Genomic DNA, 16,639 nt, shown 5'->3' with positions numbered 1-16,639 from the left:
AGAAGAAGACAACCATGAAAAAGTCGCGCTCACTTTTCCCAACCGTTATTGCAACGGCGCTTCTGACATTGATGCTGGGTGCCTGCGGAGGCGATTCACCGGAAAGCCTGATCTTGTCCAGCAAGGACTATCTGGCCAAGAACGATGCCAAGGCAGCCGTTATCCAGTTAAAAAATGCGCTGCAAAAAAACCCCAATCTTGCCGAGGCTCGTTTCCTGCTTGGTTCGGCGCTACTTGAAAGCGGTGACGTTGCCGGAGCGGAAGTCGAACTGCGCAAGGCACTGGAACTCAAGCACTCGCCCGACGCTACCGTTCCTCTGCTGGCTCGTGCCATCCTGGCTACGGGCAAGGCCCAAAAACTGGTGGATGAGTTTGGCAAAACCAAGCTAACAAACGGTCAATCTCTGGCGTCCCTTAACACGACCCTGAGTGCTGCATATGCATCTTTGGGAAAACGTGAGGTTGCCAGAGATCTGCTTGCTGAAGCGCTTGCCGCAAGTCCTGATTACGCACCCGCCCGTCTTGCCGACATCAGGGAAACTGTCGCAAACAAAGACATCGCCGGAGCTCGTTCGAAGCTGGACTCCCTATTGATCAAAGATCCGAACAATCCCGAAGCGCTCCTGATCAAGGGCAACCTTCTTGACTTCGATGGCGATGCAGCCGGTGCGCTGGCGCAATATCAAAGGGCTATAAGCGCGAAACCCAGTTTTCTCAATGCCCACTCGGCGGCTGTAGGATCGCTCCTCAAGGCAGGCAAGATCGATGAAGCCGCGAAGCAACTGGATTCATTGAAGAAAATATCCCAAAAGCATCCGCAAGTGTACCTGCTTGACGCCCAAATCAACTATCAACGCAAGGACTACAAAGCCGCCCGGGAATCTGCCCAGCAACTGTTGAGAATTTCCCCCAACAACCCGATCAGCCTCCAGATGGCTGGGGCCATCGAATACCAGTTGCGCTCATACCTTCAGGCAGAAACCTATCTTGCCAAGGCACTCCAGTCGGCACCCGGACTCCCGCTGGCCAGGCGCCTTCTGGTAGCCAGTCACTTGCGCACAGGACATTCAGGAAAGGCGCTTGAAACCCTCCAGCCCGTCCTTGGAAGAATTGATCAGGACTCAGCGCTACTGGCTCTGGCCGGGGAAGCCTATTTGCAACAGGGAGAACCGAACAAGGCTGCCGAATATTTTGCCAAGGCCAGCAAGCTGGAACCGGAAAACGCAGCCAAGAAAACATCCCTTGCCTTGGCGCATTTGGCCCAAGGCAACTCCGAAAGTGCATATCTGGAACTCGAGCAAATTTCAGTGGTAGACAAAGGCATAACGGCCGACCTCGCTCTTATTGCCGCCCATCTCCGTAACAACCAACTTGACAAGGCCCTGAAGGCAATTGATAGACTTGAGAAAAAACAGCCGAACAACCCCGCCACCCACAACCTCAAAGCCCGCGCTCTTCTAGCCAGGAAGGATATAACAGGTGCCCGCCAGAGCTTCGAGAAGGCAGTATCGATAAATCCAACATTCTTCCCGGCTGTGGCCAGCCTGGCCACCTTGGATCTGCTCGACAAGAAACCGAATGATGCACGCAAGCGTTTTGAGGCTATGATCAGCGCCGACCCGAAAAACATGCAAGCGCTGCTCGCACTGGCTGAACTCAAGGCTGCCAACGGCGGCACACCTGACGAAGTCTCTTCTCTGATCGGGAAAGCAATCAGCGCAGCCCCCAGCGAACCAACACCCAGACTCGCATTGATTCAGTACTACCTCAAGCTCAAGGAAAATAAGAAGGCCTTGACCGCTGCCAATGAGGCAGCCAGCGCCATCCAGGACAAACCAGAAATCCTTGATGCACTAGGCCGCACTCAGCAACTTGCTGGCGATTTGAATCAGGCCCAGACCACCTACGGGAAGCTTGCCTCCCTTCAACCGGCCTCTCCATCGCCATTGCTCCGCCTGGCCGAAATCCAGTTCGCGAACAAGAACAAGGAAGATGGAATCAAGAACCTCAAGAAAGCGCTTCAAATCAAGCCCGATATCGTCGATGCACAGCGCGCGCTGCTCCTGATAGCCATGGAAGGCAAGAACACGAAGAATGCGCTCGAAATCGCCCGGACAGTACAAAAGCAACGTCCCAAGGAAGCAGTTGGCTATGTACTGGAAGGGGACATTCACGCCTTTGGCAAAGTCTGGCCAGAGGCGATCAAGATTTTCCGAAGTGGCCTGAAACAGGTTGCAGCCCCAGAACTGGCCATCAAGCTTCATGAATCCTTGATTGCTTCTGAAAATTCCGCAGAAGCAGACAAGACGGCCGGTGCCTGGCTGAAGGACCATCCCAAAGATATCGCCTTCCGGGTGTATCTGGGCGACCGTGCTTCAGGACAAAGGAATTTTGCCCAAGCCGTGAATCATTACCAGGCCGCTTTGGAACTTCAGCCAAATAATGCATTGATCCTTAACAATCTCGCTTGGGCATCGGGCCAGTTGAAGTCTCCAAAAGCACTCGAGTATGCAGAAAAAGCCAACCAACTCGCACCGAATCAACCGGCATTCATGGACACCTTGGCCATGTTGCTGGCCGATAAAGGGGAGCCTGCCAAGGCTGTTGAGTTACTCCGCAAAGCTCTAACAGCCGCACCTCAGGCAAGTGCGATCCAGCTAAATCTGGCCAAGGTCCTTATAGCCTCAGGCAAGAAGGATGAGGCGCGCAAGGAACTGGAAGCGCTGTCAAAGTTGGGGGACAAATATTCGGGCCAGGGCGAAGTCAGCCTGTTGCTCAAATCCCTTTGAGATTCAATTTCGAGATATTTTTAGATAGATACAGGAATCAACATGACGACAATTGCTGTTGTAGGTCTGGGATATGTCGGGTTGCCGCTCGCTGTCGAATTCGGCAAGAAATTCCGGACGATCGGCTTTGACCTCTCACAGGCCAAAATTGACAGCTACAAACGCCACATCGACCCGACGGGAGAAGTTAGCAGCGAAGACCTCAACGCGGCGACACAACTCACCGTCTCCACCGATGCAAGCACACTACGTGAGGCAGATTTCATCATCGTAGCCGTACCGACACCGGTGGACGATGCGCACCAGCCGGATTTCAGCCCGCTCGTCAGCTCTTCAACCACGGTGGGTCGCAACCTGAAACAAGGCGCCATCGTGGTATATGAATCGACGGTCTACCCCGGAGCTACTGAAGAAGTCTGCATCCCGATTCTCGAAAAAGAATCCGGCAAGACCTGGAAAAAGGACTTCTTTGTCGGCTATTCGCCGGAACGCATCAATCCGGGCGACAAGGAACGTACCGTCACCAAGATCGTCAAAGTAGTATCCGGCGATACACCGGCAACCCTGGACAAGGTCAAGGAAATCTACGGCAGCGTAATCACTGCTGGCGTCTATCCCGCCTCGAACATCAAGGTAGCCGAAGCAGCCAAAGTCATCGAGAACACCCAACGGGACCTAAACATTGCGCTCATGAACGAACTCGCCATCATATTCGACAAAATCGGCATCGATACGCTCGAAGTGCTTCAGGCTGCCGGAACCAAGTGGAATTTTCTACCATTCCGTCCCGGCTTGGTTGGTGGCCATTGCATTGGCGTGGACCCCTACTATCTGACCCACAAGGCGCAAAAACTCGGTTATCACCCCGAAGTCATTCTTGCCGGCCGGCGTATCAACGACGGCATGGGAAAATTCGTGGCCGAGCAGACTATCAAGATGCTGGTTCGCGCTGGACACCCCGTCAAGGATCAGCCGATCATCGTGCTCGGCCTGACCTTCAAGGAAGATTGCCCTGATCTACGCAACTCCAGAGTAATTGATGTCATCCGTGAGCTCCAATCGTACGGAGCCAAGGTCGTGGTGCACGACCCCGTTGCAGATAAGGCCGAGGCGCAACATGAATATGGCGTCAATCTGGTTTCCTGGGACCGGTTACCCAAGGCAGGCGCCATCGTTGCGGCCGTCAATCACAAGCAATACAAAGCACTTCCGGTTAGCGAAATCATGTCTAAACTGAAAGAGAGTGGCATTGTGACAGACGTGAAGAGCATGTTGGACAGGAACGCGTTTGCCGGGACCGGCATATCGGTCTGGCGGCTATAGGGAGGAAGTGATGCAGCGCCAAGGCAAGTTATCGTCAACACACAGCTCTTTGGCGCTGCTCTATATGCTTGTCTTCGGCGGTTTGGCATGCAAACCGGCAATTGCCGCCCCTTCAGTGAATCAGCAGGAAAAAGCCGCCACGTTGCGCATGGAGGCAGAAGCTTTCGAGCATGGCGACGGCCGACTAAGAAATCCTGAAAAAGCCGTTGAACTCTACTGCGAGGCGGCCCGACTGGGCGACTCAGAAGCCCAATACAATCTTGGGTGGATGTACTCCATGGGGCGCGGAATCTCCCGTGATGATACTACCGCTGCCTATTTTTTTTCGATGGCTGCGAAACAGGGGGATGCGCTCGCTCAACGGATGTTACGACAGGTTGGCGACCCCATCGCCACTCCACCTACGTGCCTCACAGCGCCAACAGAACATGACATTGCCGGACACGACATTGTTGTCAAGGCATCACCAGAACACCGGAAGGTGATGGATCTGATCCAGAAACTAGCCCCGGAATATGGCGTCTACCCCAGGCTTGCAATGGCGGTCATTCGGGCTGAGTCCAATTTCAACCCGGGCGCCATTTCGCCAAAGAATGCTCAGGGTTTGATGCAGTTGATTCCGGAAACAGCTGAGCGATTCAATGTCAAAAAACCTTTTGACCCGGAACAGAACATTCGCGGCGGCCTCTCCTATCTGCGCTGGCTATTGGCCTATTTCCAGGGGAACATTTCTTTGGTTGCAGCGGCCTACAACGCGGGAGAAGGCGCTGTAAACCGCTACGCAGGTATTCCCCCTTACGCCGAGACACAAGGCTACGTAAAGCGGATTCGGGACGTCTTCAAACTTGAAGATCACCCGTTCGACGCGACCATCACCCAGCCCTCTCCTGAGCTGCCACGTATCAAAGCAGCAAAGCGAGTGATGTGAGGTGCTGTTGAACGCCTTCCGATATTTCATTTTTGGCCTTTTTTTCTGTCCACCGTAGCAATTGCAGATTTGCCGGCAACTGTCGATAAAGTAAAACCATCGATCGTTGCCATCGGTATCTACAAGAAAACCCAGAACCCTCCATTCATATTTCGCGGAACTGGCTTTGCTTTTGGCGCGGGAAACCAAGTAGCCACCAACGCCCACGTACTGCTGGAACCAAGAACTCCAGATGGCCCGGAACTGGCCATGCTCAGCCGATCACCCAACGGCGATGCGGCGATCCGTCCTGCAAGAGTCATCGCGCGCGACAACGCCCACGAACTCGCCATCATCGGATCGATGGCCCACCTCTACAGGCACTCGCTCTAGGCAACGCTTCTACAGTACGAGAAGGCTAAGGTATCGCCTTCACCGGTTTTCCAATTGGCGGAGTACTCGGGTTTCCTCCGACTACACATCGAGGGATCATTTCCGCCATCGCCCTCCCTGGCGGGCATTCGACGCAACTCAATGAGAAACTGATCAAGCAACTGAAGCGTGGCAGTTTCGATATCTTTCAGCTCGATGCAACAGCCTATCCCGGCAATAGCGGCAGCCCGGTTTTCGATCCGGAAAGCGGACATGTGATTGGCGTAATCAATATGGTCTTTGTAAAGGGCACGCGAGAGGCTGCCATTACGAACCCATCGGGAATTACTTACGCGATTCCGATCAATCACCTCAAAGCCCTGGCACAGCAATAGCCACAACCGACGCTATACGTTGGCGTCAGGTATTTTCTTTTCAGCCGAGCGAAAACCAATGATCGCTTTGCGCAACAAATGTGGAATCAGCATGCCCATAGGCATTCTCAACCAATGCGATCGGAGATAGATGAACCGTCGCATGATACCGCTACCCGGCACAACACAGGTCTCGTGATTCGGCCTGAACGCTCGCCGGTAACAAGCATCCATCACTGCCAAGGCAATCGGCGATGGCGAATATTTCTCGATTCGCTGAAGTGCACTCTCAGGAACCGGCGATCCGAGTTCGCTCCGGGCATAGCGAAGTGCATAGTACAAAAACCTGGAAGCCCCTGTCTCTTGACCTGAATCGAGCAATTCAGTCCAAAAATCCGGCATTACTCCGAATTCCCGTATCAAAGCGTCGATATCAAACAGATCGCGCAATCCATTGTCCAGCTCCCCCTCCTGGAAGAGGTGCGTCGCGCTATGGAGCACCATGAGCGCAGGCGAGAATGCGAAGAGGTTGTTGAAGTCAGCAAGCGGTCTCAAGTAATCGAACAGACGTACCGAATCAACCTTGATTCTGGCAGTTTCAGGAACGATCGAGTGATGTACGTCGATCGTCGTACCTCTCGTCACATGCGCCATGGGGGGAATTTCGTGCATCCACTGGCGATAGTATTTCTGATCATAGGGATCGGATTTTGCACTCTGCCACCCGTGAATCATCAAGGCAGACTCCGTACTCACGATATCCGCCTTCCGAACTAGGATATCGACATCGGAAAATATTCGGCCATGGCCCGCCTGTACACCCGAGACAACATACGCAGCCCCTTTGAGTACAACTGCAGACAGCTTTTCTGACGCCAGCGCCCGAGAAATGCACGCCAATTCCCAACGAACCGCACTCCCCTGACGACTCACCATCAATAGAGCAGACTCCAGATGACGCTTCGGCTCGAGCGGAACTGCCTCAAACAGGTCCTCCCGCACAAGCCTGGCAGCCAAGGTGCCGAGAAGATTGGCCCGGCGAGCTTGCCTGATTAATAAATCCCATTGCCGCTCCGATAGTGTCCGAACACCAGCGGGGGACAGCAGCACAGAAACCAGCAAAGGGGGGTAGAAATCGGTCACAGATTTTCGCTCAGGTCGTTTAGGAGACTGACAGCATCATCCAGGCGGCTGTAAGTCAGACTGAAACACTTCGCCGCTGCCACAAGTGACGAAAAGGTCTCAAACCCGCGCAGACCATGAACATGATAGTTAAAAGACTGTTCCGCCAGCAACATGCAAGTTCGTGCCTTGCTGTAGGGATCAAGTCGAATATCGGTTTCCGGAGAGTACTTTGGCAGGATGAAACAGCATGGTCGACCTGGCTCGCCTGCTCTCAAAACGCTTTCTGTAGGTGGTTGCATGAGAGCAATGGTTCCCTTTGTAGTATCAGGGACGACGGATGTAAACCTCACATCAGGCGCATATCTCTTGATGATCTCTATCGAATTGTTTTTCAGGTTGACCGCCCGAGCCATGCCCAGAACCGTCGATGTCTCCATGTCGATCAAGCCCAATTCGTCGGACAACAAACGCCAGCCCCGGTTTACCAAGGCAGCACAGAGCGTACTCTTCCCCGACCCCGGTGGCGCGGGGAAGACAAATGCGCGGCCATTTCGCTCTACAACCGCGGCGTGGACAATTAAATACTGATGCGCGTGCGCAGCAACGCACCAATTGAGTCCCCACTCAAGCATTGCAAACGCCTGATGCGCCGGCAACGGCGTAAACGAAGGACGACCGTCAAAGTAAAAACGAACAAGAGGGGAAATCCACTTCCGAATACCTGGCTCGTACGAAACCCTAACCTGAAAATCGGTAAAGGACTGCGCGTCTGCAAGCGGGAAATCGGAATACATTTCCCGAAGGCTATCCCGGATAACCGGGATATCGGACTGGATGCGCGCAACAAAAGGAGACATCCGAAGATAGACCCCATCAGCCATCAGCATCGCACCGACTTCGCCCTGGTCTAAATCGCCTAGCTTCAAGAACCCGCCGAAGCGATGAGTTGGCAAGAGCTCAACTCTTCAATAGAAACTCTCAACGAGGTTTCGACAGCGCTGGAATCTTCGTCCGGATACTTCACCAGAAAAGACTCAAGGAGATCAGATAGCGTTCTTTCTTTTACCGCCAACAACGAAAAAACGAGATATGAGAGATACCGGATCAAGTGCGTATCACCAGACAGGGAATCAAAGGCAATTACGAAATCGTCATCGTCAAAACAAACGAACCGAACTGCCGCATCACGTTCTGAACGCAGGCACCGCCAGACTATATTCGTCAAGACGTGCAGAAACTACCGAATAATATAGTTTAGGTAGAGGTAATCAACCACTTGGGTTTGACTCCAAAAATCACCACCGACGGAAGGCTTGAAATTGGTTACTGCCATCAGCTTTAGCTGATCGAGATTGACGCATTTTTCGTGGTTGAACGGGTCAATTAGGGGACTCAAGAGTTTAAAGTTCAACTGAGCCGCAAGCGTCGCCGCCCCAAAATTTTGACGCCCGTTGGCAAATACGCTAATAGCAGTAGATGCCACACTGACTCCTGTGGGTATTTGTATCGACAATGTAGTAGCAAGCATTCCCACAGTAACTTTAGTGTAGTCAAAGACGCCATTGGTTTTTGTGCTGCTATTCTCTATTCCTGGATATTTTGTCTTCAGATAGTTCCATGGCTTGCCAACACCAGACATTGCGCCGTTGTAGTTACTATTGTTTTTCCAATCACTGACATACCAACCTTCGTCGGCAACCTTTGGGTGTGCAGTATCGTTTTTCAGACTTGTCGTAGGGTTGAGCAATTCCGACCCCCAAGCAGACGTTGTTTTACAATGCCAAGCCAGCACCGGCCGGCTCGCCAGTGTCACACCGACAGCGACAGCACCTTTTCGAAACAGATCCCGACGGACAACACCCAACGCGCCTAACGAAGCGCTTTCGGCACTTTTAACGGATTCAGCCGTAGGCTGTTCAGAAATATCTACACGCTCATTCATCTCGGTAACTCCGCAGTGCGAGCATCGCAACAGAAGGTTAATACGCCATCAAGTCAAAAATGTGGCTAATTTCACAGACCATGATCGCTAGTCTACTAGCAATAAACAAACCATGACCAATCAACACGCAACAACCCACTGATTATGCATGAAATATATATCAGCCACCCATGCAGAATAGCGAAAAACAAAATCAGTGTAAAAAAATCCGACAATTTCCTTGCTGCTAAAAGGGGGGCTCCACCGGCAAGGGGTTATCTGAGACAGGGATAGCTATTGATGAACAAAGCCTGCGCACCAGGTGAAACACAATCCCCGACATGAAAATGGTGTGCCCGGAGGGACTCGAACCCCCGACCTGCTGCTTAGAAGGCAGCTGCTCTATCCAGTTGAGCTACGGGCACTTGAGGGTGAATCTAGAAAATTGGTCGGGGCGGTGGGATTCGAACTCACGACCCTCTGCTCCCAAAGCAGATGCGCTACCAGGCTGCGCTACGCCCCGACACGAGAGACGGCATTCTATCACCGTCCGGAAAACCGCACCAGATCAAGAGCCTATCTTTGTGCAATAAAGAATCCTTGCCCACAGGCTGTCTTCATGATATTTAATCGCTTTTTTCGTCACTAGGACGCACCAGAACATGGCAGAAGAACTGCTCCACAAACACTTCGCTCCGTACCAGCCGAAAACCGGCGAGGACTACATGAGTGCGAAGCAACTGACACATTTCCGCAAAATTCTCGAGACGCTCAAAAAGGAATTGGGCGAGGATATCGACCGCACTGTTCATACCATGCAGGACGAAGCAACGGTGTTTGCCGACCCGAACGATCGCGCCAGCCAGGAAACCGACATGGCGATCGAATTGCGCAACCGTGACCGCGAACGCAAGCTGATCAAGAAGATCGATGAGACCCTCGCCAGCATCGAAAGTGGCGATTATGGCTTCTGCAACAAGTGTGGTGTCGAGATCGGCATCAAGCGCCTGGAAGCCCGCCCTACGGCAACGCTGTGCATCGATTGCAAGACGCTGGACGAGCTCAAGGAAAAACAGATGGCGAAGTAATTCGCCTTTTTGGCATTGCTACGGTCAACCGGAAAAAATGCCGAAAAACAAAGGGCGCCGCAAGGCGCCCTTTGTGCATTCAGACTAAGCTGAAGTTTATTGCTGCTCTTGAGCTGCTTCGTTGGCAATCGGCTGGGCAGCCGCAGTGCCTTCTTCAGAAGCAGCAGCCTTCATCGACAGCTTGACGCGACCGCGGTCGTCGGTTTCGAGAACCTTGACGCGAACGATCTGGCCTTCCTTGACGTAGTCTTCGACCTTGTTGACACGTTCCTGAGCGATCTGGGAGATGTGCAGCAGACCATCCTTGCCCGGCAGGACGGAAACGATTGCACCGAAATCAAGAATCTTGAGCACGGTACCTTCGTAGATCTTGCCGATTTCGACTTCTGCCGTGATCGCATCGATACGGGCACGGGCAGCGGCGGCAGCTTCACCACTACTGGAAGCGATGGTGATGGTGCCATCATCCTGGATATCGATCGTGGTGCCGGTTTCTTCGGTCAGGGCGCGGATAACAGCGCCGCCCTTGCCAATGACGTCACGGATCTTTTCCGGATTGATTTTGAAGGTGTACAGACGCGGTGCGTAGGCCGACATTTCTTCACGCGGGCCAGCAGCAGCTTCCTGCATCAGATTCAGGATATGGATGCGAGCATCCTTGGCCTGGGCCAGGGCAACCTGCATGATTTCCTTGGTAATGCCCTGGATCTTGATGTCCATCTGCAGCGCGGTGATACCGCTGGTCGAACCAGCGACCTTGAAGTCCATGTCGCCAAGGTGATCCTCGTCGCCCAGGATATCGGTCAGCACGGCGAAACGGTTGCCGTCCTTGATCAGACCCATGGCGATACCGGCAACGTGCGCCTTGAGCGGTACGCCGGCGTCCAGCAGGGCTAGACAGCCACCGCAAACAGAGGCCATCGAGGACGAACCGTTGGATTCGGTGATTTCCGAAACCAGACGCATCGAGTAGGAGAAGTCTTCCGGCTTCGGCAGCACGGCGAGCAGCGCGCGCTTGGCCAGACGGCCGTGACCGATTTCGCGACGCTTCGGCGTACCGACACGACCGCATTCGCCGGTGGCGTACGGGGGCATGTTGTAATGCAGCATGAAGCGGTCACGGTACTCACCAGCCAGCGCGTCGATGATCTGCTCGTCGCGGTTGGTACCGAGCGTGGCAACAGCCAGCGCCTGGGTTTCGCCACGGGTGAACAGGGCCGAGCCGTGGGTCCGCGGCAGGACGCCGGAACGCATGGTGATCGGACGCACGGTGCGCGTGTCGCGACCGTCAATGCGCGGGGCACCGCTCAGGATGCGGCCGCGAACGATGGAAGCTTCAATTTCGTGGAACAGGTTGCCGACGGTATTTTCGTCAGGCGCGCCCTCGCCCTGGCACAGGGCGGCAATGGCTTCAGCACGGATGACCTTGACGGCCTGGCTACGCGTTTGCTTGACGGTGATGCTGTAGGCTTCTTCGAGCTTGGCGCTGACCAGCGCGAACAGGCTGGCAACCAGTGCTTCGTCCTTCGGGGCAGCTTGCCATTCCCATTCCGGCTTGCCGGCTTCTTCGACGAGTTCGTTGATGGCGTTGATCGCCTTCTGCATTTCGGTGTGACCGAAAACAACGGCGCCGAGCATGATTTCTTCGGACAGCTGGTCGGCTTCCGACTCAACCATCAGCACGGCAGCTTCGGTACCGGCGACGACGAGGTCGAGCTGGCTGCCCTTGAGCTGGCTCAAGGTCGGGCATAGGACGTACTGGCCGTCGATGTAACCAACGCGGGCAGCGCCGATCGGGCCGTTGAACGGCACGCCGGAAATAGCCAGGGCGGCGGAAGCGCCGATCAGGGCCGGGATATCGGAATCAACTTCCGGGTTCAGCGACATCACTGTAGCGATGACCTGGACTTCGTTGTAGAAGCCTTCCGGGAACAGCGGGCGGATCGGACGATCGATCAGGCGGCAGGTCAGCGTTTCCTTTTCGGAAGGACGGCCTTCGCGCTTGAAGAAGCCACCGGGAATACGGCCGGCAGCGTAGGTCTTTTCCTGGTAATCAACGGTCAGCGGGAAGAAATCCTGGCCCGGCTTGGCACTCTTGGCAGCCACAACGGTGACCAGAACCACGGTTTCTTCCATGGAAACGAGGACGGCACCGCCAGCCTGGCGGGCAACTTCACCGGTTTCGATGGTGACTTGATGGGCACCATAGGCGAATGTTTTTTTCACGACGTTAAACATATTTTCCTTTCACTCTCAACACAATAAACAACGATTTATCAACAACTTACAATAGACAACAACAAACAGTACTGCAAAAAATAAAAAAAGCGGCCGGGATAAACCGGGCCGCTCTTTCGTGGCGTCGATCTCGCTTACTTGCGCAGACCGAGCTTGGTAATCAGGGTGCGGTAAGAATCGATGTTCTTGCCCTTGAGGTAATCCAGCAACTTGCGACGCTGATTGACCATGCGCAGCAGACCACGACGGGAGTGGTGATCCTTCTTGTGCTCTTTGAAGTGCGGGGTCAGATCGTTGATGCGGGCGGTCAGCAAGGCAACCTGGACTTCCGGAGAACCGGTATCGCCCTTGGCGCGCTGGAATTCGGCGACGACGCCGGCTTTGACTTCAGTAGTGAATGCCATTTCAAACTCTCTTTCATGAAAACGACGCCGCCCCGGTTTGATAGAGCCAGCGCCAGTGGATAAAATTTTCCGTTGGCGACGGAAAGCGTTGGATTATATCAGTTAATCAGCGAGTTGAACCAGCCGTTTTGGCCACAAACGATCCCCGGAGCCCGGTTCGCCGATACCAATCAGCTTGCCATTCTCATAGACGCGGATCTTGCCACTCAGGCCGGGCGGCAAATCAACCGGATTACCGTGGCTGAAACGCTGCGCCGCCTCACCTTCGACAGTCAGGATGGGCAGCGTGAGCAACAGCGCATCGACCGGCTTGAGGCGCGTCATGCGCCCTGCTTCGTCCAGACCTTCCAGCTCGGCCAGGGTAACGGCGCCGTCCAGCTCAAGATCGCCAACCCGGGTCCGGCGCAGGGCCGTCAGATGTGCGCCGCAACCGAGTACTGCGCCGATGTCGGCGGCCAGAACACGGATGTAGGTGCCCTTGCTACACGCCACGCGAAGCGTCAGAGAGTCACCGGCAAAGTCGAGCAGATCAATGGCGTAAATCGTCACCGCCCTCGCCTCGCGCTCGACTTCTATCCCTTGGCGAGCCAGTTCATAGAGTGGCCGACCGTCACGCTTCAGGGCCGAATGCATCGGTGGAATCTGCTGAATATCGCCAGTGAATTGCGGCAGCAATTTCAAAATTGCGGCTTTTTCCGTGTTGACCGTGGAAGTCGCCGTCACCTTGCCTTCGGCGTCGCCGGAATCGGTGGTCACACCGAGTTTTAGGACAGCCTCGTAGGTCTTGTCCGCGTCGAGCAAATCAGCCGAGAATTTCGTCGCCTCGCCGAAACACAGCGGCAACAAGCCAGTCGCCAGCGGGTCGAGCGTGCCGGTATGGCCGCCCTTGGCCGCCGAGAACAAGCGGCGCGCCTTTTGCAGCGCGTCGTTGGAGGTCAATCCGATGGGTTTGTCGAGCAACAGCACACCATCGACCTGTTTCCAGGTCTTCTTGACTTGCATGGGGCGCTTATTCTTCCGGTGTCAGATCGCTCAGCGCGTTGGCCTGATCGATCAACAGAGACATGCTGGCACCGTGCTCGATGGAGTTGTCGTAAACGAAATGCAACTCCGGCAAGGTATGGATATGTATACGACGACCCAGTTCGCGACGGAGGAAACCGGACGCCCGCTTCAGGCCGCGCTCGATCTCTTCCAGATGCTCGGAATTGAGCGTCGCGTAAAACACCTTGGCATGGGCGTAATCCGGCGTCAGCTCGACAGCTGTCAGGCTAATCATGCCGACACGCGGATCCTTCAATTCTGTCCGAATCAGATCGGCAAGGTCGCGGCGTACCTGCTCCGCGACCCGGTCACTACGCTGAAATCCTTTTTTCTTCATTACAGCGAGCGTGCCACTTCCTGAATTTCGTAAGCTTCCAGCTGGTCGCCAACCTGAATGTCGTTATTGCCGCGCAGCGACAGACCACATTCGAAGTTGGAACGCACTTCCTTGACGTCGTCCTTGAAGCGCTTGAGCGAGTCTAGTTCGCCATCCCACTGAACCACGTGGTTGCGCAGCAGACGGACGCGGGAATTGCGCTTGACGAAGCCCTCCAGCACGTAACAGCCGGCGATGGCGCCAACCTTGGAAACCTGGAAGACCTGGCGAATTTCGACCATGCCGGTAATCTGTTCGCGCTTCTCCGGCGACAGCATGCCGGAAAGAGCTGCCTTGACCTCATCAACCGCGTCGTAAATCACGTTGTAGTAACGGATATCGACACCGAAGGTTTCGGCCAGCTTGCGCGAACCAGCATCAGCACGGATGTTGAAGCCGATGATGACGGCGCCGGAAGCCTGGGCCAGATTGACGTCGGATTCGCTGATCGCGCCGACGGCACCGTGGATGATCTGAACACGGACTTCGTCGTTCGACAGCTTGGACAGTGTCTGAACCAGCGCTTCCTGCGAACCTTGCACGTCGGCCTTGACGATCAGCGGCAGGGTCTTGACCTCGCCTTCCGTCATCTGGACGAACATGTTTTCAAGCTTGGCGGCCTGTTGCTTGGCCAGCTTGACGTCGCGGAACTTGCCCTGACGGAACAGCGCGATTTCACGCGCCTTCTTTTCGTCGGTAAGCACGATGGCTTCTTCACCAGCAGCCGGCACATCGGACAAGCCGAGAATTTCGACCGGGATGGACGGACCCGCTTCGTTGATCGGCTTGCCGTTCTCGTCGAGCATGGCACGAACGCGACCGAAGACCTGGCCGGCCAGCACGACATCGCCGCGCTTGAGCGTACCGGACTGAACAAGCATCGTTGCCACGGCACCACGCCCCTTGTCGAGACGCGCTTCGATGATCAGGCCCTTGGCCGGTGCATCCTTCTGCGCCTTCAATTCGAGGACTTCTGCCTGGAGCAGGACCTGTTCGAGCAGTTCGTCGATGCCGGTACCCTTCTTGGCCGACACCGAGATGAATGGCGAATCGCCGCCGTACTCTTCCGGAATGACGCCTTCGGCAACCAGTTCCTGCTTGACGCGATCGGCGTTGGCATCCGGCTTGTCGATCTTGTTGACCGCAACCACCAGCGGCACACCGGCCGCCTTGGCGTGGTGGATCGCTTCCTTGGTTTGCGGCATGACGCCGTCGTCGGCCGCCACGACCAGAATGACGATGTCGGTCGCCTTGGCACCGCGGGCTCGCATGGCCGTAAAGGCTTCGTGACCCGGGGTATCGAGGAAGGTAACCATGCCACGATCAGTTTCGACGTGGTAGGCGCCGATGTGCTGGGTAATGCCGCCGGCTTCGCCAGCCGCCACCTTGGCACGACGAATGTAGTCGAGCAGCGAGGTCTTGCCGTGATCGACGTGACCCATGACAGTCACCACCGGGGCGCGCGGCTCGAGCGGCACATCCTTGTGATCGGCCGACTCTTCGAGGAAGGCATCCGGATCGTCCAGCTTGGCGGCGAACGCCTTGTGGCCCATTTCCTCGACGACAATCATCGCCGTTTCCTGGTCCAGCACCTGGTTGATGGTGACCATCGAACCCATCTTCATCATGACCTTGATGATTTCGATAGCCTTGATGGCCATCTTGTGCGCCAGATCGGTGACGGAAATGGTTTCAGGAATATGTACTTCACGAATGACCTGCTCGGTCGGCGCCTGGAAGCTGCCCTGACCATCGTCATCCTTGTGCGACTTCTTGTGGCCGCCACGACCGCTCTTCCAGGAGTTGCCAATATCGGAACCACGGGTCTTCAGGCCACCCTTTTTCTTGCCGTCGTCGGCAACGCGCCCCTTGTCACCCTTCTTGCCCGGAGCATCCGGCTTCTTGTGCAAAGTGCCCTTGTCAGCAGCCGGCGCGGTGCCTTCGCCAGCCTTGGCGGCGGCGGCTGACTGCTGCTTGGCCAGCTCGGCAACCTTGGCGGCGGCTGCAGCAACCTCTGCCTGCTGACGCATGCGGACCAGCTCAGCTTCACGCGCCTGCTTCTCGCGCAGCTCTCGCTCCTGAATTTCGCGCAGTGTCGTGTAGCGACGGGACTCAACCTCGCGAGCCTTCAATTCCTTCTCGCCGATAATCGCAGCACGGTCCAAAATAACCGGACCCGGCTTCTCGACAACGGGTTCTACCACCGGCTCGACCGGTGCCTCAACCTTCACCTCGACCGGTACTTCGACCACCGGCTCAGGGATGACCTCAACCACCGGTTCCGGAATAGGCTCCGGTTCCGGGGCTAATTCGACCTCGGGCATCTCGGGCTCAAGTTCGAGCGCTTCGAGTTCTGCCTCCGGCACGTGCTCGCCGACTTCGCGTTTCATCAGAACGCGCTTCTTGCGCACCTCGACCTGAACGGTGCGGGCACGACCATGCGAATCGGTCGCCTTGATTTCGGAAGTCTGCTTGCGAGTCAGCGTAATCTTGGTCTTCGACTCGTCACCATGCGCGCGGCGCAGGTAATCGAGCAGCTTGGCCTTGTCTTGATCGTTCAACGCATCGTTAGCACTCTCCTTGCCCACACCAGCCTTGCTCAATTGCTCGAGCAGGGCCGTGACCGGCATTTTGAGTTCAACGGCAAATTGTGAAACTGTTGTTGCGGACATACTTTG

Annotated in this window: 14 protein-coding genes and 2 tRNA genes; 6 read left to right on the top strand and 10 right to left on the bottom strand. The window is 55.3% G+C overall.

Features of this window, described 5'->3' with window-relative positions; all coding sequences use genetic code 11:
- Nucleotides 1-14 precede the first annotated feature (14 nt).
- From prsT to KI610_RS10640, 5 genes are all read left to right on the top strand, one after another.
- The gene (gene prsT / locus KI610_RS10660; protein ID WP_226494955.1) at nucleotides 15-2,789 is read left to right on the top strand and encodes an XrtA/PEP-CTERM system TPR-repeat protein PrsT; all 2,775 of its coding nucleotides are present in this window, start codon (nucleotides 15-17) and stop codon (nucleotides 2,787-2,789) included.
- A gap of 42 nt (nucleotides 2,790-2,831) precedes the next feature.
- On the top strand, nucleotides 2,832-4,112 hold the full coding sequence (locus tag KI610_RS10655) for a nucleotide sugar dehydrogenase (RefSeq protein WP_226494954.1): 1,281 nt from the start codon (nucleotides 2,832-2,834) through the stop codon (nucleotides 4,110-4,112).
- A gap of 10 nt (nucleotides 4,113-4,122) precedes the next feature.
- Nucleotides 4,123-5,040 (top strand): transglycosylase SLT domain-containing protein, encoded by a 918-nt coding sequence (locus KI610_RS10650; RefSeq protein ID WP_226494953.1) that lies wholly within the window; start codon nucleotides 4,123-4,125, stop codon nucleotides 5,038-5,040.
- A 69-nt stretch (nucleotides 5,041-5,109) separates the two neighbouring features.
- A complete protein-coding gene (locus tag KI610_RS10645; protein ID WP_226494952.1) occupies nucleotides 5,110-5,412 on the top strand; it encodes a serine protease in 303 nt (100 codons plus the stop codon).
- A 32-nt stretch (nucleotides 5,413-5,444) separates the two neighbouring features.
- Entirely contained in the window at nucleotides 5,445-5,786 is a 342-nt protein-coding gene (locus KI610_RS10640) for a trypsin-like peptidase domain-containing protein (RefSeq protein WP_226498538.1), read from the top strand.
- Between the two features lie 12 nt (nucleotides 5,787-5,798).
- Here KI610_RS10640 and KI610_RS10635 read toward each other — a convergent pair whose 3' ends face one another.
- From KI610_RS10635 to KI610_RS10615, 5 genes are all read right to left on the bottom strand, one after another.
- A complete protein-coding gene (locus KI610_RS10635; protein WP_226494951.1) occupies nucleotides 5,799-6,908 on the bottom strand; it encodes a nucleotidyltransferase domain-containing protein in 1,110 nt (369 codons plus the stop codon).
- A complete protein-coding gene (locus tag KI610_RS10630) occupies nucleotides 6,905-7,816 on the bottom strand; it encodes an HprK-related kinase A (RefSeq protein WP_226494950.1) in 912 nt (303 codons plus the stop codon). The genes KI610_RS10635 and KI610_RS10630 overlap by 4 nt, the downstream gene beginning before the upstream one ends.
- A 311-nt stretch (nucleotides 7,817-8,127) precedes the next feature.
- A complete protein-coding gene (locus tag KI610_RS10625) occupies nucleotides 8,128-8,832 on the bottom strand; it encodes a hypothetical protein (protein ID WP_226494949.1) in 705 nt (234 codons plus the stop codon).
- A gap of 327 nt (nucleotides 8,833-9,159) precedes the next feature.
- Nucleotides 9,160-9,236, bottom strand: a tRNA-Arg gene (locus tag KI610_RS10620).
- A 21-nt stretch (nucleotides 9,237-9,257) separates the two neighbouring features.
- Nucleotides 9,258-9,334 (bottom strand) — tRNA-Pro (locus tag KI610_RS10615).
- 139 nt (nucleotides 9,335-9,473) lie between these two features.
- On the opposite strand from KI610_RS10615, the gene dksA reads away from it, so the two are divergent.
- Nucleotides 9,474-9,899, top strand: a complete 426-nt coding sequence (gene dksA, locus KI610_RS10610) for an RNA polymerase-binding protein DksA (RefSeq protein ID WP_226405255.1) — start codon at nucleotides 9,474-9,476, stop codon at nucleotides 9,897-9,899.
- A 96-nt stretch (nucleotides 9,900-9,995) separates the two neighbouring features.
- Here dksA and pnp read toward each other — a convergent pair whose 3' ends face one another.
- From pnp to infB, 5 genes are all read right to left on the bottom strand, one after another.
- Complete coding sequence (gene pnp / locus KI610_RS10605; RefSeq protein ID WP_226494948.1) at nucleotides 9,996-12,137, bottom strand: polyribonucleotide nucleotidyltransferase; 2,142 nt, start codon at nucleotides 12,135-12,137, stop codon at nucleotides 9,996-9,998.
- A 134-nt stretch (nucleotides 12,138-12,271) separates the two neighbouring features.
- Nucleotides 12,272-12,541, bottom strand: a complete 270-nt coding sequence (rpsO, locus tag KI610_RS10600) for a 30S ribosomal protein S15 (protein WP_226494947.1) — start codon at nucleotides 12,539-12,541, stop codon at nucleotides 12,272-12,274.
- A gap of 102 nt (nucleotides 12,542-12,643) precedes the next feature.
- Nucleotides 12,644-13,543, bottom strand: a complete 900-nt coding sequence (truB, locus tag KI610_RS10595) for a tRNA pseudouridine(55) synthase TruB (RefSeq protein ID WP_226494946.1) — start codon at nucleotides 13,541-13,543, stop codon at nucleotides 12,644-12,646.
- Nucleotides 13,544-13,550: 7 nt separating this feature from the next.
- Nucleotides 13,551-13,922: a 30S ribosome-binding factor RbfA gene (rbfA, locus tag KI610_RS10590; RefSeq protein WP_226494945.1), complete on the bottom strand. Its 372-nt coding sequence runs from the start codon at nucleotides 13,920-13,922 to the stop codon at nucleotides 13,551-13,553.
- Nucleotides 13,922-16,633, bottom strand: coding sequence for a translation initiation factor IF-2 (gene infB, locus KI610_RS10585; RefSeq protein ID WP_226494944.1), 2,712 nt, complete (start codon nucleotides 16,631-16,633; stop codon nucleotides 13,922-13,924). Before infB ends, rbfA begins: the two co-directional genes overlap by 1 nt.
- Nucleotides 16,634-16,639: the final 6 nt, after the last annotated feature.

It is taken from the genome of Ferribacterium limneticum, from assembly GCF_020510565.1.
Lineage (GTDB): Bacteria > Pseudomonadota > Gammaproteobacteria > Burkholderiales > Rhodocyclaceae > Azonexus > Azonexus limneticus_B.
Note: the sequence above shows the minus strand (reverse complement) of the source record. Positions and strands in the feature narration are given on the sequence as shown.